Origin of the sequence: Kurthia sp. FSL E2-0154 (assembly GCF_038003625.1) — a bacterium.
Classification (GTDB): domain Bacteria; phylum Bacillota; class Bacilli; order Bacillales_A; family Planococcaceae; genus Kurthia; species Kurthia gibsonii.
Window position 1 is genome coordinate 308,777 of the sequence record NZ_JBBOPO010000001.1, and the last position, 23,234, is coordinate 332,010.

24 protein-coding genes are annotated in these 23,234 nt (G+C 35.5%); 20 read left to right on the top strand and 4 right to left on the bottom strand.

All coding sequences use genetic code 11. The features are described 5' to 3' along the window. Positions 1-5 precede the first annotated feature (5 nt). From pyc to MHB75_RS01460, 6 genes are all read left to right on the top strand, one after another. Positions 6-3,440: a pyruvate carboxylase gene (gene pyc, locus MHB75_RS01435; protein ID WP_141272680.1), complete on the top strand. Its 3,435-nt coding sequence runs from the start codon at positions 6-8 to the stop codon at positions 3,438-3,440. A gap of 148 nt (positions 3,441-3,588) precedes the next feature. Further along, positions 3,589-4,437 carry a cytochrome c oxidase assembly protein gene (locus MHB75_RS01440; RefSeq protein ID WP_340995452.1) on the top strand — a complete coding sequence of 283 codons (849 nt, stop codon included), beginning with the start codon at positions 3,589-3,591 and terminating at the stop codon, positions 4,435-4,437. A 25-nt stretch (positions 4,438-4,462) separates the two neighbouring features. After that, positions 4,463-4,921, top strand: coding sequence for a DUF420 domain-containing protein (locus MHB75_RS01445; protein WP_141272684.1), 459 nt, complete (start codon positions 4,463-4,465; stop codon positions 4,919-4,921). Positions 4,922-5,136: 215 nt separating this feature from the next. Next, a complete protein-coding gene (locus MHB75_RS01450; protein ID WP_255314700.1) occupies positions 5,137-6,195 on the top strand; it encodes a CAP domain-containing protein in 1,059 nt (352 codons plus the stop codon). Between the two features lie 51 nt (positions 6,196-6,246). Beyond that, entirely contained in the window at positions 6,247-6,693 is a 447-nt protein-coding gene (locus MHB75_RS01455) for a YlbF family regulator (RefSeq protein ID WP_068455141.1), read from the top strand. Positions 6,694-6,754: 61 nt separating this feature from the next. Further along, positions 6,755-7,492, top strand: a complete 738-nt coding sequence (locus MHB75_RS01460; protein WP_340995458.1) for an alpha/beta hydrolase — start codon at positions 6,755-6,757, stop codon at positions 7,490-7,492. Here MHB75_RS01460 and MHB75_RS01465 read toward each other — a convergent pair. Both MHB75_RS01465 and MHB75_RS01470 read right to left on the bottom strand, forming a co-directional pair. Beyond that, a complete protein-coding gene (locus MHB75_RS01465; protein ID WP_141272688.1) occupies positions 7,476-7,727 on the bottom strand; it encodes a hypothetical protein in 252 nt (83 codons plus the stop codon). The two genes, MHB75_RS01460 and MHB75_RS01465, sit on opposite strands and share 17 nt — an antisense overlap. 138 nt (positions 7,728-7,865) lie before the next feature. Then, positions 7,866-8,774 carry a glycerophosphodiester phosphodiesterase gene (locus MHB75_RS01470; RefSeq protein ID WP_340995461.1) on the bottom strand — a complete coding sequence of 303 codons (909 nt, stop codon included), beginning with the start codon at positions 8,772-8,774 and terminating at the stop codon, positions 7,866-7,868. Between the two features lie 135 nt (positions 8,775-8,909). Here MHB75_RS01470 and MHB75_RS01475 point away from each other — a divergent pair, with 135 nt between their 5' ends. Beyond that, positions 8,910-9,182, top strand: coding sequence for a YlbG family protein (locus tag MHB75_RS01475; RefSeq protein WP_340995463.1), 273 nt, complete (start codon positions 8,910-8,912; stop codon positions 9,180-9,182). Between the two features lie 72 nt (positions 9,183-9,254). Here MHB75_RS01475 and MHB75_RS01480 read toward each other — a convergent pair whose 3' ends face one another. After that, entirely contained in the window at positions 9,255-9,644 is a 390-nt protein-coding gene (locus MHB75_RS01480; RefSeq protein ID WP_068455126.1) for a DUF7147 family protein, read from the bottom strand. A gap of 55 nt (positions 9,645-9,699) precedes the next feature. Here MHB75_RS01480 and MHB75_RS01485 point away from each other — a divergent pair, with 55 nt between their 5' ends. The 4 genes from MHB75_RS01485 to MHB75_RS01500 all read left to right on the top strand — a co-directional run bounded on the left by MHB75_RS01485 (position 9,700) and on the right by MHB75_RS01500 (position 13,500). After that, a complete protein-coding gene (locus MHB75_RS01485; RefSeq protein ID WP_340995466.1) occupies positions 9,700-11,136 on the top strand; it encodes a hypothetical protein in 1,437 nt (478 codons plus the stop codon). 64 nt (positions 11,137-11,200) lie between these two features. Next, positions 11,201-11,776, top strand: a complete 576-nt coding sequence (gene rsmD / locus MHB75_RS01490; RefSeq protein ID WP_068455120.1) for a 16S rRNA (guanine(966)-N(2))-methyltransferase RsmD — start codon at positions 11,201-11,203, stop codon at positions 11,774-11,776. After that, entirely contained in the window at positions 11,769-12,251 is a 483-nt protein-coding gene (coaD, locus tag MHB75_RS01495) for a pantetheine-phosphate adenylyltransferase (RefSeq protein WP_340995469.1), read from the top strand. Before rsmD ends, coaD begins: the two co-directional genes overlap by 8 nt. Positions 12,252-12,453: 202 nt before the next feature. Beyond that, complete coding sequence (locus MHB75_RS01500; protein WP_340995471.1) at positions 12,454-13,500, top strand: SepM family pheromone-processing serine protease; 1,047 nt, start codon at positions 12,454-12,456, stop codon at positions 13,498-13,500. 42 nt (positions 13,501-13,542) lie between these two features. On the opposite strand, the gene MHB75_RS01505 is transcribed toward MHB75_RS01500, so the two are convergent. Further along, positions 13,543-14,730 carry a nucleotidyltransferase gene (locus MHB75_RS01505; protein WP_340995473.1) on the bottom strand — a complete coding sequence of 396 codons (1,188 nt, stop codon included), beginning with the start codon at positions 14,728-14,730 and terminating at the stop codon, positions 13,543-13,545. A 126-nt stretch (positions 14,731-14,856) separates the two neighbouring features. On the opposite strand from MHB75_RS01505, the gene MHB75_RS01510 reads away from it, so the two are divergent. From MHB75_RS01510 to MHB75_RS01550, 9 genes are all read left to right on the top strand, one after another. Then, positions 14,857-15,387, top strand: coding sequence for a YceD family protein (locus MHB75_RS01510; protein WP_068455110.1), 531 nt, complete (start codon positions 14,857-14,859; stop codon positions 15,385-15,387). A gap of 26 nt (positions 15,388-15,413) precedes the next feature. After that, positions 15,414-15,587 carry a 50S ribosomal protein L32 gene (gene rpmF / locus MHB75_RS01515; RefSeq protein ID WP_068455109.1) on the top strand — a complete coding sequence of 58 codons (174 nt, stop codon included), beginning with the start codon at positions 15,414-15,416 and terminating at the stop codon, positions 15,585-15,587. Positions 15,588-15,863: 276 nt separating this feature from the next. Continuing rightward, positions 15,864-16,106 carry an NINE protein gene (locus MHB75_RS01520; RefSeq protein WP_409136027.1) on the top strand — a complete coding sequence of 81 codons (243 nt, stop codon included), beginning with the start codon at positions 15,864-15,866 and terminating at the stop codon, positions 16,104-16,106. 137 nt (positions 16,107-16,243) lie between these two features. Then, positions 16,244-17,005: an enoyl-CoA hydratase/isomerase family protein gene (locus MHB75_RS01525; RefSeq protein ID WP_340995477.1), complete on the top strand. Its 762-nt coding sequence runs from the start codon at positions 16,244-16,246 to the stop codon at positions 17,003-17,005. 59 nt (positions 17,006-17,064) lie between these two features. Beyond that, a complete protein-coding gene (locus MHB75_RS01530) occupies positions 17,065-17,460 on the top strand; it encodes a DUF3397 domain-containing protein (protein ID WP_141272700.1) in 396 nt (131 codons plus the stop codon). An 82-nt stretch (positions 17,461-17,542) separates the two neighbouring features. Continuing rightward, entirely contained in the window at positions 17,543-19,156 is a 1,614-nt protein-coding gene (gene bshC, locus MHB75_RS01535) for a bacillithiol biosynthesis cysteine-adding enzyme BshC (protein ID WP_340995481.1), read from the top strand. 424 nt (positions 19,157-19,580) lie between these two features. Further along, positions 19,581-20,519 (top strand): 16S rRNA (cytosine(1402)-N(4))-methyltransferase RsmH, encoded by a 939-nt coding sequence (gene rsmH, locus MHB75_RS01540; protein WP_068455098.1) that lies wholly within the window; start codon positions 19,581-19,583, stop codon positions 20,517-20,519. Between the two features lie 18 nt (positions 20,520-20,537). Further along, entirely contained in the window at positions 20,538-20,933 is a 396-nt protein-coding gene (gene ftsL2, locus MHB75_RS01545) for a cell division protein FtsL (protein ID WP_141272704.1), read from the top strand. A 38-nt stretch (positions 20,934-20,971) separates the two neighbouring features. Beyond that, positions 20,972-23,116, top strand: a complete 2,145-nt coding sequence (locus MHB75_RS01550) for a penicillin-binding transpeptidase domain-containing protein (RefSeq protein WP_340995486.1) — start codon at positions 20,972-20,974, stop codon at positions 23,114-23,116. Positions 23,117-23,234 lie beyond the last annotated feature (118 nt).

A 23,234-nucleotide genomic window follows, 5' to 3' on the forward strand; every position in this document is an offset into this window, starting at 1 on the left:
TTTTAATGGCAATTCAAAAAATTCTTGTAGCGAATCGTGGCGAAATCGCGATTCGTGTGTTCCGCGCATGTACAGAAATGAAAATTCGTACAGTCGCAATTTATTCTCGAGAGGATAGCGGTTCATATCATCGTTATAAAGCAGATGAAGCTTATCTTGTTGGGGACGGCAAAAAGCCAATTGATGCTTATTTAGATATCGAAGGAATTTTAGACATTGCAAAAGAGTCTGGTGTAGATGCGATTCACCCAGGCTACGGTTTTTTATCTGAAAACTTAGAATTTGCAAAACGTTGTGAAGAAGAAGGTATCATTTTCATTGGCCCAACTTCAAAACATCTTGATATGTTTGGGGACAAAGTAAAAGCACGTGAACAAGCTGTTTTAGCTGATATTCCAGTTATTCCAGGTTCAGGTGGTCCTGTGGATTCAATTAATGATGTTCTTGCTTTTGGTGAAAAGCATGAATATCCGATTATGATTAAAGCGGCACTTGGTGGTGGCGGTCGTGGTATGCGTGTTGTACATAGTGCAGATGAAGCGCAAGAAGCCTATGACCGTGCTAAGTCAGAAGCAAAAGCAGCATTCGGTTCTGATGAAGTATATGTTGAGAAGTACGTTGACCGTCCAAAACACATTGAAGTTCAAATTCTAGGTGATAAAAACGGAAATATCGTACATTTATATGAGCGTGATTGTTCAATTCAACGTCGTCATCAAAAAGTAGTTGAAATTGCGCCTTCAAACTCATTATCAGATGAATTACGTCAGGATATTTGTAACGCAGCTGTGAAGTTAATGAAAAATGTCGATTACTTAAATGCAGGAACAGTAGAATTTTTAGTATCGGGCGACAAGTTTTACTTCATCGAAGTAAATCCACGTGTGCAAGTAGAGCATACGATTACGGAGATGGTAACAGGAATTGATATTGTACATGCGCAAATTTTAATTGCAGATGGTCATGATTTACATGACGATGTATTACAAATTCCAGCGCAAAAAGATATTCCTTTATTTGGTTATGCAATTCAATCACGTATTACAACGGAAGATCCACAAAATAACTTTATGCCAGATACAGGAAAATTAACTGTATATCGTTCAAGTGGCGGTTTTGGTGTTCGTTTAGATGCAGGTAATGGTTTCCAAGGTGCAGTCATCTCACCACATTATGATTCATTACTTGTAAAATTATCAACGTGGGGTAACACATTTAAAGAAGCAGCAGAGAAAATGGATCGTAACTTACAAGAGTTCCGTATTCGTGGTGTAAAAACGAATATTCCATTCCTTGAAAATGTAGTACGTCATGAAAACTTTATCAATGGAGATTTCAATACGAGCTTTATTGATACAACACCAGAATTATTAAACTATAAGTCAGCGCGTGACCGTGGTAATAAGTTATTGAGTTACATTGGCAATGTTACAGTAAACGGTTTCCCGGGGATTGCAGATAGTCAAAAACCAATCCTACCACAACCGCATAAGCCAAAAATTCAACTATTAAATGAGATTCCAACAGGTACAAAACAAATTCTAGACGAAAAAGGTCCAGAAGGCTTAGTTCAGTGGATTAAAGAACAAAATGATGTGTTATTAACAGATACGACGATGCGTGATGCACACCAATCATTACTTGCAACACGTGTACGTTCAAAAGACTTATACGAAATTGCAGATTACACTGCACAAATTATGCATAACTTCTTCTCATTAGAAATGTGGGGCGGCGCGACATTTGATGTAGCTTATCGTTTCCTAAAAGAAAATCCATGGGAAAGATTACGTGTATTAAGAGAAAAAATGCCAAACGTATTATTCCAAATGTTACTTCGTGGTGCGAATGCAGTTGGATATAAAAACTATCCAGACAACGTCATTCGTGAATTCATTAAAGAATCAGCTAAAGAAGGAATCGATGTATTCCGCGTATTCGATAGCTTAAACTGGTTACCAGGTATGCAAACAGCAATTGATGCGGTACGTGATAGCGGTAAAGTAGCAGAAGCAACAATGTGTTATACAGGTGATATCTTAGATGATACACGTACAAAATACACAGTAAATTACTACAAACAATTAGCAAAAGATTTAGAATCAGCAGGTGCACATATCATCGCAATTAAAGATATGGCAGGTTTATTAAAACCAGAAGCAGCATACCAATTGATTACAGAGCTAAAAGAATCAACAGATTTACCAATTCACTTACACACGCATGATACAAGTGGTAACGGTATTTACTTATATGCGAAAGCGATTGAAGCAGGTGTAGATATTATCGATACAGCAATCGGTTCGATGGCAGGCTTAACATCTCAACCAAGTGCGAACTCGTTATACTATGCAATGAAGGGTAGCAAACGTCAAGTACGTGCTGATATTGAAGGAATCGAAAAATTATCGTACTACTGGGAAGATATCCGTAAATACTACAAGGATTTCGAAAGTGGCATGAACAGCCCGCATTCAGAAGTTTATGTGCACGAAATGCCAGGTGGACAATATTCAAACTTACAACAACAAGCAAAAGGTGTAGGCCTTGGTGATCGTTGGGATGAAGTGAAGAAGATGTACTCAGATGTGAACTTACTATTCGGTGATGTTGTAAAAGTAACACCGTCTTCAAAAGTAGTAGGCGACATGGCATTATTCATGGTACAAAATGATTTAACAGATGAAAATGTAATTGAAAAAGGACAAACAATTGACTTCCCAGATTCAGTTATTGAATTCTTCCAAGGATACTTAGGTCAACCAGTAGGTGGATTCCCTGAAGAATTACAAAAGGTGATTTTAAAAGAGCGTGAAGCAATTACAGTACGTCCAGGCGAATTATTAGAAGCAGTCGATTTTGATGCAATTAAAAAAGAATTAGATGAAAAATATAATCGTGATATGACACATCAAGATGTACTTGCATATGTGCTATATCCAAAAGTATTTGAACAATATATGACAACATATGATCAATTTGGCAATGTGTCTGTATTAGATACACCTACATTCTTACATGGTTTACGTCTAGGCGAAGAAATTGAAGTAACAATCGAAAAAGGTAAAACACTAATTATTAAATTAGTATCGATTGGTGAACCACAACATGATGGAACACGCGTTATTTACTTCGAATTAAACGGACAACCACGTGAAATCGTTGTTCAAGATTTAAATGTTGAAGTTTCTGGTGAGAAAAAACCAAAAGCAAATCCATCAAATCCAAATCAAATTGGTGCAACAATGCCAGGTACAACATTAAAAGTAGTTGTATCACCAGGTAGTCGCGTACGTCGTGGTGAGCATTTATTAATCACAGAAGCGATGAAGATGGAAACAACTGTACAAGCACCGCGTGACGGTATTGTAAAAGAAATCTTCGTTAAAGAAGGCGAAGCAATTTCGACAGGTGACTTATTAATCGAATTGGAAGACTAATTGCACCTTAAAACGCTGTTATTGAACAGTAATTTATGTTAAATTACAGTTCACACTTTAGACACAAAATAAAAAGGCGCTTATGACATAAGATGTTATAAGTGCCTTTTTGTGTATAATAACATGTAGAAAGAATAGGAGGTGTAAGATGTTTTTATCGCTATTTGGTTTTCGCGAATTATGGAGTCCAGGAATGATGATTGTTTGTCTTTTTATCCTCAGTATTTATCTACTGATGACAATTAAGTGGCGAAAAGATTTTAAAAACAGTACGCCTTTAAGTATTTCAGAAGCTTTCTCTTTCATTCTGGCACTACTATTTTTATATGCTGTAAAAGGTGCGCCTATTCAAATAATGACCTATCTTATTTATACAGCCTATACTATTCAGACAGTGATTTTATTTGTTCTCGTTCCTTTTTTAGTGGTGAGAGGAATACCGAACTATTTACTCGCCTATATTCGTTCTACACCCTTTGTATCAACTTTATTATGTTCGCCCATTTATTTGAGTGTGGTGTGGAGTATTCTATTTGTGTGTAGACAAATTCCGATTGTGTTTGATTACTTACGTCTACATGAAACAGCAGAGAGCATCTATACGATTTTATTGTTTATGTGTTCTTTTATTTTCATGTGGTCAATGAAAGGAAAACGATTCAACTTGGTTTGGAAGCCGCTCCTACTCATGTATATTATGATGACATTAGTTGCGTCCATCGTCTTTTTTAGTCCGGTAGATTTGTATAAGACATATACAGATGGTGCAATGTGGATGCAAGCAATGGCCTTATGCGTTCCAGCTGATACGCTGAATCAATTAAGCGCTTTTTCAGGACCATCATTGTTCACAAATATGACACCAAAACAAGATCAACAATTAGGCAGTAAGCTAATCCAAGTTATACAAACCATTATTTTTGGTATAATACTAATTGCAATGCGATGGAATCAAAAAAGTCGCACATTCAGCACATCACAACATTGTGATGATTAAAATTTGATATAAGGAGCAAAAACGTATGTTACCTATTTTACCAACGATTAGTACATTTTTTATTGTATTAAGTGCAGTGCTTATCGCAATCGGCTGGATTCAAGTAAAGAATAGAAAAATTGAAGCGCATAAAAAGACAATGACAGCAGCAGCAATTTCTGCATTAACATTCTTTATCATTTATGCTTCTCGTACGATATTTATTGGAAACACAGCATTTGGCGGACCTGAAGATTTAAAAGTATATTACACAACATTCCTTGTATTCCATATTATTTTAGCAACAACAGGAGCGGTATTTGGAATCGTGACATTAATTGCAGGTTACACGAACAATCTTGTACGTCACCGTAAAATTGCACCAATCACATCCGTTATATGGTTTTTTGTAGCAATTACAGGTGTAGCAGTATACTTATTACTTTATGTATTTTATAAAGGTGGAGAAACAACGTCTGTAATCAAAGCGATTATTAATCCTTAAGTATGTTGGTTTACATATTGAAATAATTGAACAACATATAAAATGAATGTAAGTGAGAAAAAATCGTGCGGTAGCGCGGTTTTTTCTTTGTGTTTTAAAATAAGAGGTTAAACCGTATTCGAGTAGATGGATTATAAAAGATCTTTTACTATTTTATAAGATGTATGAAAGAGTGTTATAATAATAAATAAGAATTTTAAAAAGAAGGAGACAGAATGTTGAAGGCACTATTACGATTTTTAGTACTATTTGTCATTTTATTAATCGGATTTTTCTACTTCGATCAACCTGTAAAAGAAAACGAGCCTCTTAAAGGTCCCACAAAAACAGTGCCGAATACAACTGCGCCTCAGCTATCAGGAGATGTACAGCAACGCCCTAAAACAGGCTGGTCTACATATGTTGGAAAAGATATTTCTACATTTGAAAAGAAAATGGGGCAACCAATTCGCAAAGGCCCTTCAGCTTATGGGTTTACATGGTGGGTATATGGCGACGAAAATCAATATATGCTTGTAGGGGTAGAAAAGGATAAAATTAACCAGGTCTATGTTACAGGTACGAGAGTCGACTTTGCGCCATTTAAAATGGGACAAACACTCGATGAATTATATCGTACAACGATTACAGATATGGAAGTTAATATTAAAATTCAGCAAAATATCTATACGATGGTATTGAGCGAAGAAGATTTACAATCACGTTTATTGATTATGTATAATGGTGTTTTAGCTCAATTGTATTTTGATTCTGCAACGAAAAAACTAATGGCAGTTCGATATATTGATGGCGAGACGCTTGTTAAACAGAAGCCATATGACATGACCTATGTGGGCGAAGTCATCGAAACGAAAAAGCCTTCTTCTTTTGAACAAGAAAAAATCAATCAAGAAAATGCGCAACAGTTATTTGAATTATCTAATGTATATCGTGAAATAAATGATTTACCTGCTCTTGAAAAAGATGGGAAATTAAGTGAAGTGACAAGTACACAACTAAAAGGACTTGTAATGGAACGATTAGCGAAATCAGACGCACCTGATACGGATTTGCAATCTTTATTAAAAGAAAATGATGTAGACTTTGAAGAAACTGCTGAAAATATTGCGGAAGATTATGCTGATGCAGCAGATGCAATTAGTGGTATTTTAAATTCTGAAAAACATCGCCAAGATTTACTCAATGCAACATATAACCATTTGGGAACGGCTTCTTTTGAAAATAATTTTGCGCAAATTTTTATTGAACAAAAACCAGAAAGTGACTCAAAATAACATACAACTGGCCCTGTTTTTGATATGATAGTAAAGAAACGGGGGCTTTTTATGAAAATGACATCAGAATGGGTCATGATTTTGGATGAAGTCGATCAATTAAATGATTTAATCCTTAATTCAGACGTACATCGTCAACTAGTTGACGCGACAGAAGCTGTGTACTCAAACCCGTCACTAGTTCAAAAAATTACGGAATTTAACAAAACAAAAGATTTATATGAAGATGTACAGCGTTTTGGTAAATATCATCCAGATTATACACAAATTATGAAATTAATTCGTACACAAAAGCGCGAATTAGATATGGACGAAACAATTTCAGCTTTAAAGGTTGCCGAAAATGAGTTTCAAGATTTACTTGATGAAATAGGTATCATTATAGGAAAGACCATTTCAGAAGCTGTAAAAGTGCCAGTAAGCAATCCATTTTTCCAAACGGATACGGGATGCGGTGGAAGTTGTGGAACAGGTGGCGGCTGTTCATGCTCAGCATAAAATAAACATGTTGTACGTGTAAAAGCGTACAGCATTTTTTTATAGAAGGAGAAGGGGATTAATGGAATCAATTATAGCATTGCATGGTTTGGGCGGAACAAAAGAAGTGTATTTAGAAGTGCAAAATGAGTTAGCGTCTTTTAACATAACAGCCATTGACTTACCTGGTCATGGAAAACAGCCAACTCTAGAATATTTTACAAAGGAAAGCTTAATTGAATGGCTTACGAAATATGTGAAAGAGCCGACTAGTTTTATTGGCTATTCTATTAGTTGTCACATTCTAATTGATTTTGCCTATACATATCCACATCTTGTTGAAAAATTAATATTCATTGATGGTGGTTATTTTTCACCAAAGGATTTTGGACAATCTATTGAAGAAGTCATTGAACAAACAAAAATGTTCGTCGACCAATCTCGAGTAAGTTCTGTTGAACAAGTTGTTTTAGATGAACAAAAAGAACTCGGACGCTTTACTGAGGAAATTGCTGAATCGATTCGCGCGCGGTATAAAATCGAGAAAGATGGGAGCGGGTCATTACGAATCCAGCCAGAAGTAGCAGCTGCTTATAGTGAAATTTTTTATGAGGATGATGAAAAAATCCTCTGTGTGCCTATTTTTTTAATCACTGTAACGCAACCAAAAGAATTAACAAATATTCGAATTGCAGCAATCGAAAAGTTAAAACAAAAAACCCCTCAACTGCAACAGATTGAAGTCGAGGGATCCCATGAAATAATTGCTGAAAAACCAAAAGAAATTGCGCGAATCATTCAAACTATCTTGTGTTCATAATAATTATTGGTAAGACACCGATTAATAATAAAACAAGTAAATTACCGATAATACTAATTGTTTTTAATCGACCTTTTGATAATAAGGCAAGAATTAATCCGATAATTGATACGATAATCATCGTATTAATCATTAACGTGCTAGGTATCATTTCTTTAGTAATGAATGTAAAAACAAAATAAAAAATAGCGGCTGCGAAGAAGATGACTGCGGAAACAATATCGAGTTTTTTCATCTATTTCAACTCCTTTAGGTGAAAAATTTGTATAAAAACTCTATACTTCTTTACCTTATTTGATAAAAAAAGAAACAAAGCCATAAAAATACAAAAAGAGCTTTAGCATTTTGAAAATGCCAAAGCTCTTTTTTATTTTTACTCTACAATATCAAGTAAAGCTTGCATAGCAAGGTCTGGACGGTCTGTCACAATACCTTTTGCGCCACTTTCAATTAGACGTTTCATCTCATTTACATCGTTAATTGTCCAATAATGAACAGGTACATTCAAGTTATTTAAAAATTGAATGAATCCAGGTGTATCTAATGGTAATACGCCATATTTTGTAGGGATTTGGAATACATCTACTTTTGGACTATAAAGATGACCGAATTGACTTGTAAATGCAGTATAAGCTTTACGAACTTCACCAACACCAGCACCTAAAGCTACTCGGTTTTGAGCGTATAAATTAAAGCGATCAATTTGTTCGTCATGGAAACTTGTAATGACAACTTGATCTTCAGCACCTAATTCTTCGATTAAACGCCATAGTTTAGAAGGCATTAAGCCTCCCTCGTATGTGTTTGGTGCATCCTTCATATCAATATTAATTAACTTATTTGGATAGCGTTCTAATAGTTCACGTAATGTAATAATACGTGCAGGGTCTTCGCGGTATTTTAAATAACCGTCTAAATCTGCAAAATGATAACCAAAATTTAATTCTTTTAATTCTGCTAATGTCATATCTGCAATACGTCCGCTACCTTCACTCACACGATCGACGTATTCATCATGGAATACGACAATTTCTTCATCTTTTGTTAGTCGGATATCAATTTCAAAGCCATGTACACCTAGGCCCGAAGCTATTCCGAATGCTTCCATTGTACATTCTGGAGCTAGCAACGAACCACCACGGTGAGCAAGTATAATTGGATGCTCATATGTGAGTGCTGTTTTGTTTTCACGTTTTTGTGGATTAGAAAGTGCTTTTGAACCAGCCCATGCTGCTGCACTAGCCGCAGCGATTACAATGGCTACTTTTGTTTTCTTTCCCATATTCGTCCTCCTCTAATTGCAGACTTCTCTTTCACATTATAACGGAAAGGATACTCATCTGTCATTTAAACGCTGGTTGATTCTAAATTCTTCGCTATGGTATTCTTGAAACATAGAAATGGGGGTAGCCTACTAATGAAAGAGCGCCAAGGATTAATTGTCTATGTACACCACTTGAAGCAAGCGAAATCTTTACGTCGTTATGGTCATGTACACTATATATCACGCAAGATGAAGTATGTTGTCATCTACTGTGACTATGATGAGATGGAGGTCACAATGAATAAGGTATCTCGTTTACCCTATGTCAAATCAGTTGTGCCATCCTATCGTCGATTTGTAAATACAGAATTTGAAAATGCAAAACCAGATAAAGCAAAAGAGTATGATTATAAAACTGGACTCTAAAACTTTTACTTCTACGGACGATACAAATAGAAAATAGTCATATTTGGCTATGTTTACGTAAGGTCGTGTAGCCTAATGAAGATAAGGAATATAGTGATAAAGTCGAAGAACACCAATTAGGTATTGATAATAAAGCGTTGGATCTACATAAATAGATGAATGCTTTACTTCTAACGTAATCAGTAATTGATCGCGCTCTTTTACAGCGTTTTCGAAAATCTCAAAACGTTTAGATTGTTTTTCAGGATTATATGGAATCCCTTCGCGACAAATATAAATTGGCATGAATTTGCTTTCGCCGACAGGCTTTAGTGCAACTGCAACTGAAGCAACTTTATTACCGTCTTTTTCTGAGACGAAGACGAAGGTATGATGAATGCGATTGTGATTTGTTTTCATTAGCTCACAAAGCTCGAATAAATCACCATAGCCTTGTCCTAGCTCGATAAATCTTTGAATCATTTTTATAACACTTCCTTTCCTAAAACATAGTATCATGATGCAGGAGGATTCGCACATGAAATTTGCAGCCATCTTATTTTCAATCTTGTTATTTATCAATGGTATTCTTCTATCATTTCAGTACCATGTCTTTTCGACAAATCCAGCTGATACAGAAAAAGCCTTTTCTTATACACAAGATATTGAAATCAAGCATAAAGGAAATGCTTTTTACGTAAAGCATACATTTAAAAATTTACCTGAACAAGAAATGACAATTCTATGGCCGGAAGCTGCAAAGCAAAAGGTTTGTCCAAAAGATGCAGAAGGTAAAGAAGATAAAAAGAACTGTTCACGTTTTAAAAGTAATGTGAATGGTTTTAAAGAAGGAACCGAGACCATACAGTCTATCTCATATCGTATACCACTCCCTAACGGTGGTCTTGAATCAGGGAAGTTATATGACGAGATGTTCCTTACGTTGAAACAGGGTATTGTTTTGAACACGAAATTGCAAATTATTGATGAAAACCGTAAAGGTGGTCAATGGTTTACGGGACTTCCGAAAATCGGAGAACAATCACTTAATTTAGTAGACTATGCTTACTTCACAGGTAACGGCGGGGTGTATGAGCTTTATTGGTCGAAAAATAAAGTGAAGAAAGCGTTCGAGAGTGACGAATTAAGCGTTTATTCAACGCGAACCCAGCCTGCTAACTTAACAAAAGCTTTATCAAAATTAGAGTTATTGAATAGTAACCATATGGATATTATTGAAACACCTTCTAATCAAAAAAGCGGTAGCCGTATTTTATTTACGAATACGCTTGAAAAATCAGCACTGCAAGAACGTGTAGCAGTAACGCAAGTAAAGAGGAAATACCAAATTAATCAACAAAATCAAGTGTTATCGAGTGTATTAGCATCATTTGAAACGAATACACTGATTGGGAATTCAAAAGCCCAAACAATGGTTAAAACCTTAAATGATTATTTTAGTTCGAATCAACGAACACAATGGAAAGATGGTTTACAAGAATTAGAAGGTAAGAAAGTGACATCTTCTGTATTAGACAACCTACTGAGCAATATTTTACAGTTAAAAACGTCTTATTTCCAAATGAATGAAGCGAATGCGAAAGCAGTTGTGCCACTAATGTTTGAAGAAAAACGTCCGATTTATGTGAATGGACAAAAAGTGGATAATGTCAAAATTATATTAAAAGATGATATGATACTCTATACAGCAAACCCATTATTAAAACAATTAGGATATGATGCACGAATTGGAGAGAATGGATATTATGTGAAGAATGCTTCACGTTCGTTCCGATTCCCAGGAGAGCCGTATGATTTTTATGTTTATAATAATTTGCGACAGGACGTTCCAGGTGTTCAGCCGCTTATTAAAATAGCAGGAACCTATTATGTGGAAGAAGGTTGGTTAATCAAGCTATTCCGTACAATACCTGAGAAAAAAGAAGATCGTATTGAACTAAACGAACAAAAATAATGTACAATAATAGTCAGTGGGGCCGTCCTCACTGATTATTATTTTATAAAGGCTTGGTGACAAAATGAGAGTAATTTCTGGCGAACGAAAAGGAATGCCACTGAAAGCAGTAAATGGTGTAACGACAAGACCTACGACAGATAAAGTGAAAGAATCACTATTTAATATATTAGGTCCTTTTTTTCATGGAGGAACTGTGTTAGATTTATTTGCAGGTAGTGGAGGACTTGGTATTGAAGCGCTAAGTAGAGGGATGGAAAAAGGCGTATTCATTGAAAAAGATAGTCGTGCATTTCAAAATTTAAAAGAAAATATCCAGAAATGTCGCTATGAAGATCGTGCAGAAATTTATCGTAATGATGCAACAAGAGCGTTGAAGCACCTCATTAAAAGAGAATTTCAAGCGGATTTAATCTTTTTAGATCCACCATATAAAAAGCATGTTTATTATGATTTAGTAAAAGAATTAATTACACATAATATCATTCATCCAGATGGCGTGATTGTTTGTGAACATGATTTTGAATTACAGCTACCTGAGCAAGTCGAAAACTTTACAAAATATCGTGAAGAAAAGTATGGTAGTACGATTATATCGTTCTATCGACTGATGGAGGAAGAGGGGGATGAACATGGATAAGATTGCAGTCGTTCCAGGTAGCTTTGACCCGATTACAAATGGTCATTTAGACATCATTCAACGTGCAGCAGACATTTTTGATGTGGTCTATGTAGCCGTTATGAACAATTCAGCAAAAAAACCATTGTTTAATGTAGAAGAAAGAATCGATTTAATCCAACAAGTAACAAAAGATATGCCGAACGTAAAAGTAGAGTCGTCTTCAGGTTTATTAATTCATTATGTGAAAGAAAAAAATGCGCATGTCATTGTTCGTGGATTACGTGCTGTTTCGGATTTTGAATACGAAATGCAAATTACATCAATGAACCGTTATTTAGATCATCATATTGAGACGTTTTTCATTATGACGAAGAATCAACATTCATTTTTAAGCTCAAGTATTGTAAAAGAAGTATCACAGTACGGAGGCGATATCGAGAGCCTTGTGCCTGCGATTGTGAATAAAGCTTTAAAAGAGAAGTTTAAAGCGTAAGATAAGGGTAAAAGAACAGTCATAACAACTTACCTAAGTTGGTGGCTGTTTTTTTTTTTTTTTGAAAAAGAATGAGAACAAACGTTTCTTTTTTTGGTAGAAAACTATCTACAAGACAGAAAAAAATGATAGAATAAAAAAGAAGTGGAATCAAAATATTCATCAAAACGTCCATTTATATCGAAAGAGGAGGTGCATGAGGGTGTCGAAAAAGAAGTTTGCCTTATTTTTAGTCATTTTAGCTATGGTTGTGACGTTTTTTGTCTATCCTTTAAACTATTATATTATGTCTCCAGGAGCGGCATATGATTTAACGAAGTATGTGAAGGTAGAGGATGCGAAAACGCCGACAGATGGATCGCTCAGTATGATGACTGTAGCTGTAAGTGGGGCAACGCCTTTTACATATGTATTGGCGAAGTTCTCAGATGAAAAAGATATTTTAAAAGAAGAAGAAGTACGTGCACCAGAAGAGTCCGATACAGAGTATAATTTACGACAATTGAAGCTCATGACCGACTCGCAGTTTAATGCAAAATATATGGCCTTTAAAACGCTAGGAAGACCATATAAAGTAGACTACAAAGGTGTTTATGTGATTTATGTGTTAGAAAATGCGGCTGCCTCAAATGTTTTAAAAGCAGGAGATGAAGTAACAGCAATTGATGGTGAGAAAATTAAAACACATCAACAATTAGTTGATTACTTAGCAGACAAAAAAGATGGCGAGCGTGTAAGCTTAACATTTAAACGTGATGACAAAGTTTATACAAAAGATGTCACGTTAAAACCAATACCAGGTGCAAAAGGTAAGATTGGTCTAGGTATTACATTCTCAGATAGTAAATCGATTTCAACAACACCAGAAGTGAAGATTGATTCAGATGAAATTGGTGGACCTTCGGCTGGTTTGATGTTCACGCTTGAAATTATCGATCAATTAACAACAGGCAATTTAGCAAAAGGTTATAAAATTGCTGGAACAGGTGAGATGTTGGAGAATGGTAAAGTCGGAAGAATTGGTGGTATTGATAAAAAAGTCATTGCCGCAAACAACCAAGGCATCGAAATTTTCTTTGCGCCAGATGATGAAATTACACCTGAAATGAAAAAAGCAGTTCCAGATATTCAATCAAACTATGAACTTGCAAAAGAAACAGCAAAAAAAATTGATAGTAAAATGGAAATCGTTCCTGTGAAAACATTAGATGATGCGATGACTTATTTAAATGAATTAAAACAAAAATAAAAAATAACCTCCAATGCTACACTTCAGCGTTGGAGGTTATTTTTATAAGCGAATTGGTGGTGTTTGGAAGTCGAGGCGTGTGGTATTGGCACCTGTTCCAATCATGTATAAGTCAGTTGCACGCAAATCTAGCGCCAACATGTCATCATGTTTTTTAGGAATGCGACTGATTAAAGGTAATGTTAGTCTTTTCTTTTCTTGTGATAAATATTGTTGGCCTTTTTCTGTCATGCCGAGTACACGAATATACGACGGTGTTTGAAATATTGCTCGATGTTCTTTTGTATAGCCGACAAGTATATGCGTCATCATACGTTGCAGACGCGTCCATGTATATCGTTTTGATTTTACATGTTTCATAAAGCCTTCAAATGTTGCATGCTCTTTTGCAGCTTCTAAAAATAAGAATTCAATTCCTTCTGACACATCGACATACTGACGCAAAGTCTCAGGCTTCATGCGTAATACTGTGAAACGAAAGAATGGATAAAAATGTGCCCAACTTGTGTAGTTTTGCGCTCCTTTTAATATGTCATATGCTGTAGACGGCATAAATTTTTCGAGTGTCTCTAATTGCTTGGTTTCAAAAAGAGCCTTTCGAATTCCTGTGGCACTTGCAATCGTTTTACGGTCATCTACATCGTCATGATAGCCTGCACCTTTTCTCTTTACAGTGGTTGATTGTAGCCGATATTGATGTTTTTGTATTTGTTCATAATAATGATATCCGAGTATATTATTAGGCTGTGCTAAATCAAGTAATTTATGTTCAGTTTGTGACTGAATCTGTTTATGTGCAGTTTGAAGCGCTTGAGGATAGCTTAAACCTTTTTTAACTGCTTCTTGAATGATTTGTTGAGTTTGCTCGTGATGTTGCTCAAAAGCGTCATATGTGCTTTTAAATAGCTCAATTTGCCCACTCTCGCTACCAAAAGAGATTGACTGACAATTTAATGCTTCTAATAACGTAACACCACCATATGCAAAGTCCGTTGCATGACCAGTTGCAAAAGCATAGGGAAGCTCAATGACGAGGTCTACACCATTTTGAAGCCCCATTTTCGCTCGTTGCCATTTGTTTAATAAAGCAGGTTCACCGCGCTGTAAAAAATGCCCACTCATCACAGCAACTAAGACATCAGCTTGCGTCTCTTTTCGTGCTGTTTTCACTTGATAATGATGCCCGTTGTGAAAGGGATTATATTCCACAATAACTCCTGTTGCAATCATTGGCGTTCCTCCTTTATAATAGTAATTATGATTATAAACAGAGTTATATAGTAGTGACAAGAAAATATCTTGACATCTATTATTTCACATTATATAATCAATTCTGTTGTCTTGAGGTGATAAAATATGAAATGGGCAATCCCACAATTATCTAAATATCGCCAAAACGGGATGCCGGTTGATCAAATTGTTCAACTGGATGGTGTAATGTCTCGTAATAAAGATATTCGCCATATTACACCTGTTCATGTAAAAGGCTTTTGTACCTTTGGTGCAGAGCAAATGAACTGTCATTTTCATGTAACTGGTGAATTAACGCTTCCTTGTTCTCGTACATGGGAAGATGTCGTGTTCCCGCTTGATTTCGAATCAGATGAAATTTTCAGATGGGGCGAAATTGCTGGTGAAGACGAACAAGATAATGTTCATCCTGTAGAGGGAGATGTTATCGATGTCACACCTGTATTAGAAGAACTAATTCTATTAGAGATTCCAATGCAAGTGTACAAGGAAGACGCGCAAATCATTCAACCGAAAAATGACGCTTGGTCATATACTACGGACGAAGAACTTGCTCAACAGTCTGAAAAAGACGAAAAAAAAGTGGATCCAAGACTGGCTGATTTAGCTAAGTATTTTGATCAAACAGATGAATAAATATCTGTAAGGAGGTGCCATCATCAATGGCTGTACCATTTAGAAGAACTTCTAAAACTGCGAAACGTCAACGTCGTACGCATTTCAAACTTGCTGTACCAGGTATGGTAGCTTGCTCTAACTGTGGCGAACTAAAACTAGCTCACCACGTATGTAAAGCATGTGGACAATACAAAGGTAAAGAAGTAGTAAGCAAATAATTACAGTATTTGCACTTACAAAGACCGTTAAAGAGACCATGGCTCTTTAACGGTCTTTTTCTATACTTTATGTGATAATATGTTTATTTATGGTAAAATATACTTATTAAATATGAGTAGGTGAAGAAGATGGCTAAAATTATAAAAGTAGATGCAGGAGAAGTAACGATTGTTCAAAATGATGGATCAATCATTTCAGTGATGGATTACACACTTGATTTTACACCGCATGCAAATGAAGAAGTAGAAGTGTATCAAAAAGATGATGAATGGATTATTGTAAAAGCTTCTCCAAAAGTCGTACATTCAGGGAAAAAACCAGTAAATAAAATTGCTTATGGTTTATTAGGTATTTTATTAGGTGGATTAGGTGTTCATAAATTTTATGCTGGTAAAATTGGTTTAGGCATTGTTTATATTTTATTTAGTTGGACAGGTATTCCGTCAATCATTGGTTTGATTGAAGGGATTATTGGTTTAACGAAAGAAGAAGTAGAACCAGGTATGATTTTAGTTTAAATAGAGGCATATAAGGTGAATGATCACTTTATATGTTTTTTTTATGTAAAAATTAAAAATATTGCGCTCATTTCAAAAAAACGCTACGCTATTACTAGGTAATAATGAACCATTATTCATAAAAAAGGGGTGTTTGTATGAGTTATACAATCGAAGAAAAAGAAGGCGTACTATTATTTACATTAAATCGACCAAAACGCCGCAATGCGATTAATGATGAGTTGATGGAAGGATTTAAAGAAGTGATTCATTACGTACATACACATGATACGGTGCGTTTTTTAGTGATTACAGGGAGTGGTGAAAAAGCTTTTTGTTCAGGGGGAGATTTAGCAGAGTTCCATTCGCTTGTGACAGAAGAACAGGCTTTTTCAATGCTCAGTAAGATGGCAGAAATCTTATATGAATGGGCAACGCTACCTATTCCGACAATTGCCTTAATTAATGGTGCAGCAGTTGGTGGTGGTTGTGAAATTGCCACTGCTTGCGACTTCCGTATCATTGCACGTGAAGCGAAGTGTGGTTTTATCCAAGGTACATTAGCAATCACTTCTGGTTGGGGCGGTGCAACATATTTATTTGAACGTGGACTCCGTCATGACCGCGCATTAAAAATGTTAGTCGATGCACAAGTTTATGATAGTGCACAATTAGAAGAAGTGGGCTTTGCGACAAAGATTTATGATGGGGATAAATTTGTAGCATTAGATCAATTTATTGAGTATATGCGTAAAATTAATCCTGGCGTACATCGTGCTTATAAAGAGATTGAAATACGTAAGTGGATGGAGAAAAATTTAAAACAACGTGTAATGGAAGAAGTGGCGCAATGTGCGAAATTATGGGAAGCAGATGCGCATTTAGAAGCAGTAGAACGATTTTTAGCAAAATCGAAATAAGGATAACATTGAAATCTAGAAATGCACTTATTATACTGATGTAAGAATAAACAGAACGGATGTGTAATCAAGTGAGTGTATTATTTAGCGTCCTTCATCTCATCGTACTCTATCCTTTTTTAGTGTTCTTTTTTCTTTTTTTCTTATTGAAAAGATTCAAACGTACAAAAGGAAATGCGATGCATCGAGCGATGGATGTCACAACATGTATATTACTATTTTCAATTCAAGCGCTTTGTCAAACAGTATATGGCTATGATTTAGGTGTTCTCATTCAGATTCTTGTTACGCTTACTTTTATGGCGATTGTACTTCGCAAATGGTACAAGAATCCAGAAGTACAAGTAGCGAAAATCTTTAAAAAATTTTGGCGGATTCTTTTTTTAGTATTATCAAGTATCTATTTAACTATGTTACTCGTCTATGCTATTTTAAAATCTATTGAATTATTTTAAAGACAGTGAGCAGTTTTTTTCTACAACGACCTAGATAGTGCTATACTTTTCATATTCACTGTTTGAAGAGGAGAACGTAATAATGAAATTGGAACAAGTACAAGTGGAAAATACAAACCAATTACTTCAAGATTATCAAAATCAGCAAGAAGCAATTTGTCGTTTTTTTCATTTCAAAAATGAACAATCCGCTTTTGAAGCGCGTTTACAAGAATTAAAGCAACACCCGATTCGTCGAAAAGAATTAGTCAGTGTGATGCGTCAATATATGCAAAAATTTGCAACATCTGAAAAAATCGAGCAACATTTAAAAGAATTAGAACAAGATGCAGTAGCAGTTGTTGGTGGCCAACAAGCAGGTCTTTTAACAGGGCCACTTTATTCGGTTAATAAAGCAATCTCTGTATTGTTGTTAGCGAAAGAACAACGCGAACAATTGGGTGTACCTGTTGTGCCGATTTTTTGGGTGGCAGGAGAAGATCATGATTTAGATGAGATTAACCATACATTCTATGCAGCAGGTAATCGTTTATTAAAACACACATATGTAGAAGAAGGTCGTGTTAAAACGATGGCTTCTGCAACGAAGCTTCGTTTAGATGAGGTAGAGAAATGGATTAAGCAACTATTTAAGCAATTCGGTGAAACAGCCTATACAAAAGAATTATTAGCATATGTTTTAGAAGTTGCTCAAACAAGTCATACATATACTGATTTCTTTGTGAAATTAATGAATGACTTATTTAAAGAGCAAGGGTTACTATATTTAGATGCTGCAGATCCAGCACTGCGTCAATACGAAGCGCCTTATTTTAAACGTTTAATTGAGCATGCGGCAGAGATTGCTACAGTTGTGACGAAGCGTGAGAGAGATTTAGAAGAAGCAGGATACGGTTCGCCGATTGGTGCGACAGAAAATGCAGCGAATCTATTCTATGTACGTGATGGAGAGCGTTATTTATTAACACGACATGATGGGTATTTTATGAATCAATCTGCTAATGTTCGCTTTACGAAAGAACAATTAATGCAGTTAGTAGATGAAGAAGTCTGTTTAAGTAATAATGTTGTGACGCGTCCAATGATGCAAGAAATGGTATTACCTGTTTTATCATTCGTAGGCGGCGCAGGTGAGCTTGCATACTGGGCTACTTTGAAAGATGGTTTTGAAGTACTAGGCTTACGTGTGCCAATCTTCACACCACGTATGAACTTTACTTATGTAACGAGAGAGACAGCTTCTAATTTAGAATTAATCGGTCTCACTGCGAAAGAAGCAATTGAAGGTGGTATTTCTTCGAAAAAAGAAGCATTTGATGCTAAAGTGTATGATCGTGAAGCGAAAGAAGCGATTGAACATGCGAAGCAATTGCTAGCTGAACAATACGAAGTAATTCAACGTCATATTGAAGAACATGATTTACATGTAGAGCGTGTTGTGAAAAAGAATCTTGCTTTTCATAAAGAACAGTTTGACTTCTTAATGAAACAAATTGAAAAAGATGTCCGTTTAAAACATGATGTTGCTTATCGTCGTTTTGAACAAGTGGAACAGGAATTACTTCCGATGGGTGGATTCCAAGAACGTGTTTACACGCCGTTCCCTTACTTAAATCAATATGGAAAACTATTTATTCGTGATTTATTCACATTATCTCTAAAAACATCTAAGTTGCATCAAATTATTTATTTATAAGCGTAAAGTAGGTTTTGGCACAAAAAATGCTAAAACCTATTTTTTATGTTTTTTATGTAAAAAAATGGGTAAATAATAAGTGTGCAATTTTCAGATGGAATAATGTTGAGTCTAAAGAACTGAAAAACTTTTAAGCATATAGTTGTACTTTCAGGTAAAAGAGTATAGTATATTACTGGAAAATAATAGAAAAATATAAAAACAACTGAATAACACTGAATTTACCCATGCTAAATTTATATGTTGATGTGAAATTTAGTTAAACTACCGTATATGGTGGTGGAAAAGCAAGGAATGTGGTACATTAATTTCATACATAGGACTTTATTTACTTGTGTATGATAAAATTATTTGAATAAAAACCGATATAGTTGAAGGGTTTTACGAATAAATAAAAGATTTAAGAAATATGGAGGATTTGAACATGTTCAATCACACAACAGTATTATTAAAGGAAACAGTCGATGAATTGAACGTTCGTCCGGATGGGATTTATGTAGATTGTACACTTGGTGGAGCAGGTCATAGTGAATACCTTGTACAACAACTTTCTGAACAAGGACGCTTGATTTGTTTTGATCAAGATACAACAGCAATTGAAAATGCAAAAATAAAATTAGCGCCATACATAGACCGTGTAACATTTGTTCATTCTAATTTTCGTTATTTACAACAAGAGCTTGCGAATTTAGGGATTTCAAAAGTAGATGGTGTTTTGTATGATTTGGGTGTATCTTCCCCGCAATTAGATAATGCAGAGCGTGGATTTAGTTATCATCAAGATGCAGCACTTGATATGCGGATGGATCAAACAGCTCCGCTAACAGCTTTTGAAGTAGTGAACGAATGGTCATATGCGGAACTTGTTCGTATCTTTTATCGTTATGGAGAAGAGAAGTTCTCAAAACAAGTAGCACGTAAAATCGAAGAAGCACGTGAAAAATCACCGATTGAAACAACAGGACAACTTGTTGAATTAATTAAAGCAGGTATTCCAGCAGCAGCACGACGTAAAGGTGGGCACCCTGCGAAACGAATTTTCCAAGCAATTCGAATTGCTGTAAATGATGAATTAGGTGCAGCGGAAGAATCCCTTCAACAAGCACTGGATGTCATTGATGTAGGTGGACGTGTAAGTGTTATCACATTCCATTCTTTAGAAGATCGTTTAACAAAAACAATTTTTAAAGAAGTATCATCTGTTCCAGAATTACCACCAGGTCTGCCGATTATTCCAGACCACTTGCAACCTAAATATAAGCTAGTAAACCGTAAACCAATTCTTCCAACTGAAGAAGAACTTGCTGTAAATAATCGTTCGAGATCAGCAAAATTACGTGTAATTGAAAAAATCAAATCATAAAAGATGAGGAGTGAGACGATGGCAGCACCACAGTTTAGACCACAAAGAGATTATACACAGACAGCACCTGTTCAACCGAGAGTTCAACCACAACAACCGCAAAAACAGATACCGAAGCCGAGCCATCGACCACGACGACGAAAATGGACGAAGGGTGAAAAAATATTAACAGTGATGATGATTATCGTTGTTGTTGCGACATCATTAGTTAGTTTGAATTTGCAATCTTCAATTAGCCAAACAACGATTAAAAATGTTGAAGTTGACCGAGAAATTAAAACATTGCAAAAAGAAAATGAAGTACTTGAAAATAAAATCGCTAAAAAGTCTACATATGAACATTTCTTACAAAAAGCGAAGGAATTAGGTTTAACACCAAACTCTGACAATGTTAAGGCAGTGACAAAAGAATGAATAATAATAGACGATTTGGACGAAAAGGAGCCTTTTTAATGCTAGTCATTTTTGGCTTCTTATTTTTGCTTATGTTTTTGAGAGTATTTTATATTCAGGTGGTTGGAAAAGTTGATGGACATGATTTAGTTTCAGAAGCTAAAAATCGTCATGATATTGAAACGGTACAAAAAGCAAAACGAGGCGAGATTTTAGACCGTAATGGTTCGGTAATTGCGACGAATGTAGTAAGTTATAATGTTACGGCTGTACTTACTCCTAAAGCATCTAAAGGTATGCCGGAAGGACAATATCGTCATGTACATGATAAAGAAAAAACAGCAAAAGTTTTAGCGCGTTATTTAGACTTGAAAGAAACTGAAATATTGAATATTTTAATGCGTAAAACAGCAAAAGGCGAAACACCTTACCAAGTTGAATTTAAATCTGCAGGACGTGACTTACCTTACGATATTAAACAGCAGATTGAAAAAGAAAAATTACCTGGCATTGAGTTTGAAGAAACAATGAAACGCTATTATCCAAAAGGAGTTTTCGCATCTAATATTATTGGCTTTACACAAAAAGTATGGGATGAGAGAAAACTTAAGTACATAGAAGTGGGACAAGCAGGTCTTGAAAAAACGTACAATCAGGAGTTAGCCGGAAAAGATGGTACTGCTAACTTTGAAATTGATCGATGGGGGTATTTACTTCCTGGAACTGATAAATTAGTGACACCAGCAAAAGATGGGGATGAAATTTATTTAACGATTGATCAAACGATTCAAAGTATTTTAGACAATGAAGTATCACGTGTAGATGCAGAGTACAAACCTGAATCAATTGTAGCAGTGGTTGCAAACCCTAAAACAGGTGAGGTTTTAGCGTCTACTCAACGTCCAACATATAATCCGCAAACAGGTGAAGGAATTAACTCAAGTTGGTTAAATCAATTAACGCAAATTACAATTGAACCTGGTTCTACAATGAAAATATTTACGTTAGCAACTGCAATTGAAAAGGGCGTATGGAACGAGAATGCAACTTTCATGTCAGGACAGTATCGTGTAGGAGATCGCGTTATTCGTGATGCAAATCAAGTTGGTTGGGGGCGTATTAGTTATCTAGAGGGGATTCAACGATCTTCGAATGTAGGGATGGCTAATTTATTGAATTTAATTGGTGAAGACTATTTCCTTAAATCAATTCATAAATTTGGTTTTGGCGAAAAAACAGGAATTGATTTACCGAAAGAGGCAACTGGTCAAATTTTAGATCAATATAAAATTAATAAAGTAACGACCACGTATGGTCAAGGCTCGACTGTTACACCAATTCAACTAATCCAAGCAGTATCTGCGATTGCAAATGACGGTAAAATGATGCAACCATATGTTATTCAAAAAATTGTAGATCCAACCACAAAAAAAGTTGTGAAAGAAAACAAGCCTAAAGTAAAAAGCTCACCTGTATCAGCAGATACAGCGAGAGAAGTGAGACGTATCTTAGCGACGACTATAACTTCAGAAAAAGGAACAGCGCAGAAGTTTGCAAGTACTGATTATGAAGTTTCAGGGAAGACAGGGACAGCACAAGTAGCTAACTCCTCTGGAGGCTATTCATGGGGGAAAAATCAATTTTTATATTCTTTCTTAGGTATGGCACCTACGAAAGACCCGAAATTGGTCATGTATGTAGCAGTGAAGAAGCCAAAATTGAAGGTAACAGAAGTGGGATCAGAACCAACTTCTAAAATTTTCAATGCAGTTATGGAAAGTAGCTTAAAATATTTAAATGTAGGTACAACGAAACAGAAAAAAAATGATTCTATAAAAATAGCAGATTATGCACAACAAGAAACAAATGTAGCAACATCAGCTATTACAAAAGAAGGGTTTGTCCCGGTTGTTATTGGAGATGGTTTAGCTGTAGCAGAACAATATCCACAAAAAAACACGACACTTTTAAAAGGTAACAAAATATTCTTGAAAACATATGGAGATATAACGCTACCAGACTTTAAAGGATGGTCACTTCGAGATCTCCTTACTTTCAAAGAACTAAGTGGTCTTAACATCGAAATTAGTGGAAGTGGTTATGTACAGAAACAAAGCGTGCCCGCAGGAACGGTAGTAAAACCAAAACAAAAAATTAAAGTTCAGTTAAAGACCCCTCAAGAGCAATATAAGAAAACAAAATAATGTAGAAGCTAAAAGGAATCACTTTTTGTCAAATGAATTCTGCAAAACACATGAAAAAAACAAGGTTTTAAGCCATTTGACCTTTAAATTTCAATGTGAAACTACTATGATAGAACAT

What these genes read in the sequence shown, in the direction of transcription:
- rsmH (WP_068455098.1), top strand. Translation starts at nt 19,581, where the DNA reads ATGTTCAATCACACAACAGTATTATTAAAGGAAACAGTCGATGAATTG.
- coaD (WP_340995469.1), top strand. Translation starts at nt 11,769, where the DNA reads ATGGATAAGATTGCAGTCGTTCCAGGTAGCTTTGACCCGATTACAAAT.
- MHB75_RS01475 (WP_340995463.1), top strand. Translation starts at nt 8,910, where the DNA reads ATGAAAGAGCGCCAAGGATTAATTGTCTATGTACACCACTTGAAGCAA.
- MHB75_RS01450 (WP_255314700.1), top strand. Translation starts at nt 5,137, where the DNA reads ATGTTGAAGGCACTATTACGATTTTTAGTACTATTTGTCATTTTATTA.
- MHB75_RS01455 (WP_068455141.1), top strand. Translation starts at nt 6,247, where the DNA reads ATGAAAATGACATCAGAATGGGTCATGATTTTGGATGAAGTCGATCAA.
- MHB75_RS01505 (WP_340995473.1), bottom strand. Translation starts at nt 14,730, where the DNA reads ATGATTGCAACAGGAGTTATTGTGGAATATAATCCCTTTCACAACGGG.
- rpmF (WP_068455109.1), top strand. Translation starts at nt 15,414, where the DNA reads ATGGCTGTACCATTTAGAAGAACTTCTAAAACTGCGAAACGTCAACGT.
- ftsL2 (WP_141272704.1), top strand. Translation starts at nt 20,538, where the DNA reads ATGGCAGCACCACAGTTTAGACCACAAAGAGATTATACACAGACAGCA.
- MHB75_RS01530 (WP_141272700.1), top strand. Translation starts at nt 17,065, where the DNA reads ATGTGTAATCAAGTGAGTGTATTATTTAGCGTCCTTCATCTCATCGTA.
- rsmD (WP_068455120.1), top strand. Translation starts at nt 11,201, where the DNA reads ATGAGAGTAATTTCTGGCGAACGAAAAGGAATGCCACTGAAAGCAGTA.
- MHB75_RS01550 (WP_340995486.1), top strand. Translation starts at nt 20,972, where the DNA reads ATGCTAGTCATTTTTGGCTTCTTATTTTTGCTTATGTTTTTGAGAGTA.
- pyc (WP_141272680.1), top strand. Translation starts at nt 6, where the DNA reads ATGGCAATTCAAAAAATTCTTGTAGCGAATCGTGGCGAAATCGCGATT.
- bshC (WP_340995481.1), top strand. Translation starts at nt 17,543, where the DNA reads ATGAAATTGGAACAAGTACAAGTGGAAAATACAAACCAATTACTTCAA.
- MHB75_RS01480 (WP_068455126.1), bottom strand. Translation starts at nt 9,644, where the DNA reads ATGATTCAAAGATTTATCGAGCTAGGACAAGGCTATGGTGATTTATTC.
- MHB75_RS01460 (WP_340995458.1), top strand. Translation starts at nt 6,755, where the DNA reads ATGGAATCAATTATAGCATTGCATGGTTTGGGCGGAACAAAAGAAGTG.
- MHB75_RS01525 (WP_340995477.1), top strand. Translation starts at nt 16,244, where the DNA reads ATGAGTTATACAATCGAAGAAAAAGAAGGCGTACTATTATTTACATTA.
- MHB75_RS01510 (WP_068455110.1), top strand. Translation starts at nt 14,857, where the DNA reads ATGAAATGGGCAATCCCACAATTATCTAAATATCGCCAAAACGGGATG.
- MHB75_RS01445 (WP_141272684.1), top strand. Translation starts at nt 4,463, where the DNA reads ATGTTACCTATTTTACCAACGATTAGTACATTTTTTATTGTATTAAGT.
- MHB75_RS01470 (WP_340995461.1), bottom strand. Translation starts at nt 8,774, where the DNA reads ATGGGAAAGAAAACAAAAGTAGCCATTGTAATCGCTGCGGCTAGTGCA.
- MHB75_RS01440 (WP_340995452.1), top strand. Translation starts at nt 3,589, where the DNA reads ATGTTTTTATCGCTATTTGGTTTTCGCGAATTATGGAGTCCAGGAATG.
- MHB75_RS01485 (WP_340995466.1), top strand. Translation starts at nt 9,700, where the DNA reads ATGAAATTTGCAGCCATCTTATTTTCAATCTTGTTATTTATCAATGGT.
- MHB75_RS01465 (WP_141272688.1), bottom strand. Translation starts at nt 7,727, where the DNA reads ATGAAAAAACTCGATATTGTTTCCGCAGTCATCTTCTTCGCAGCCGCT.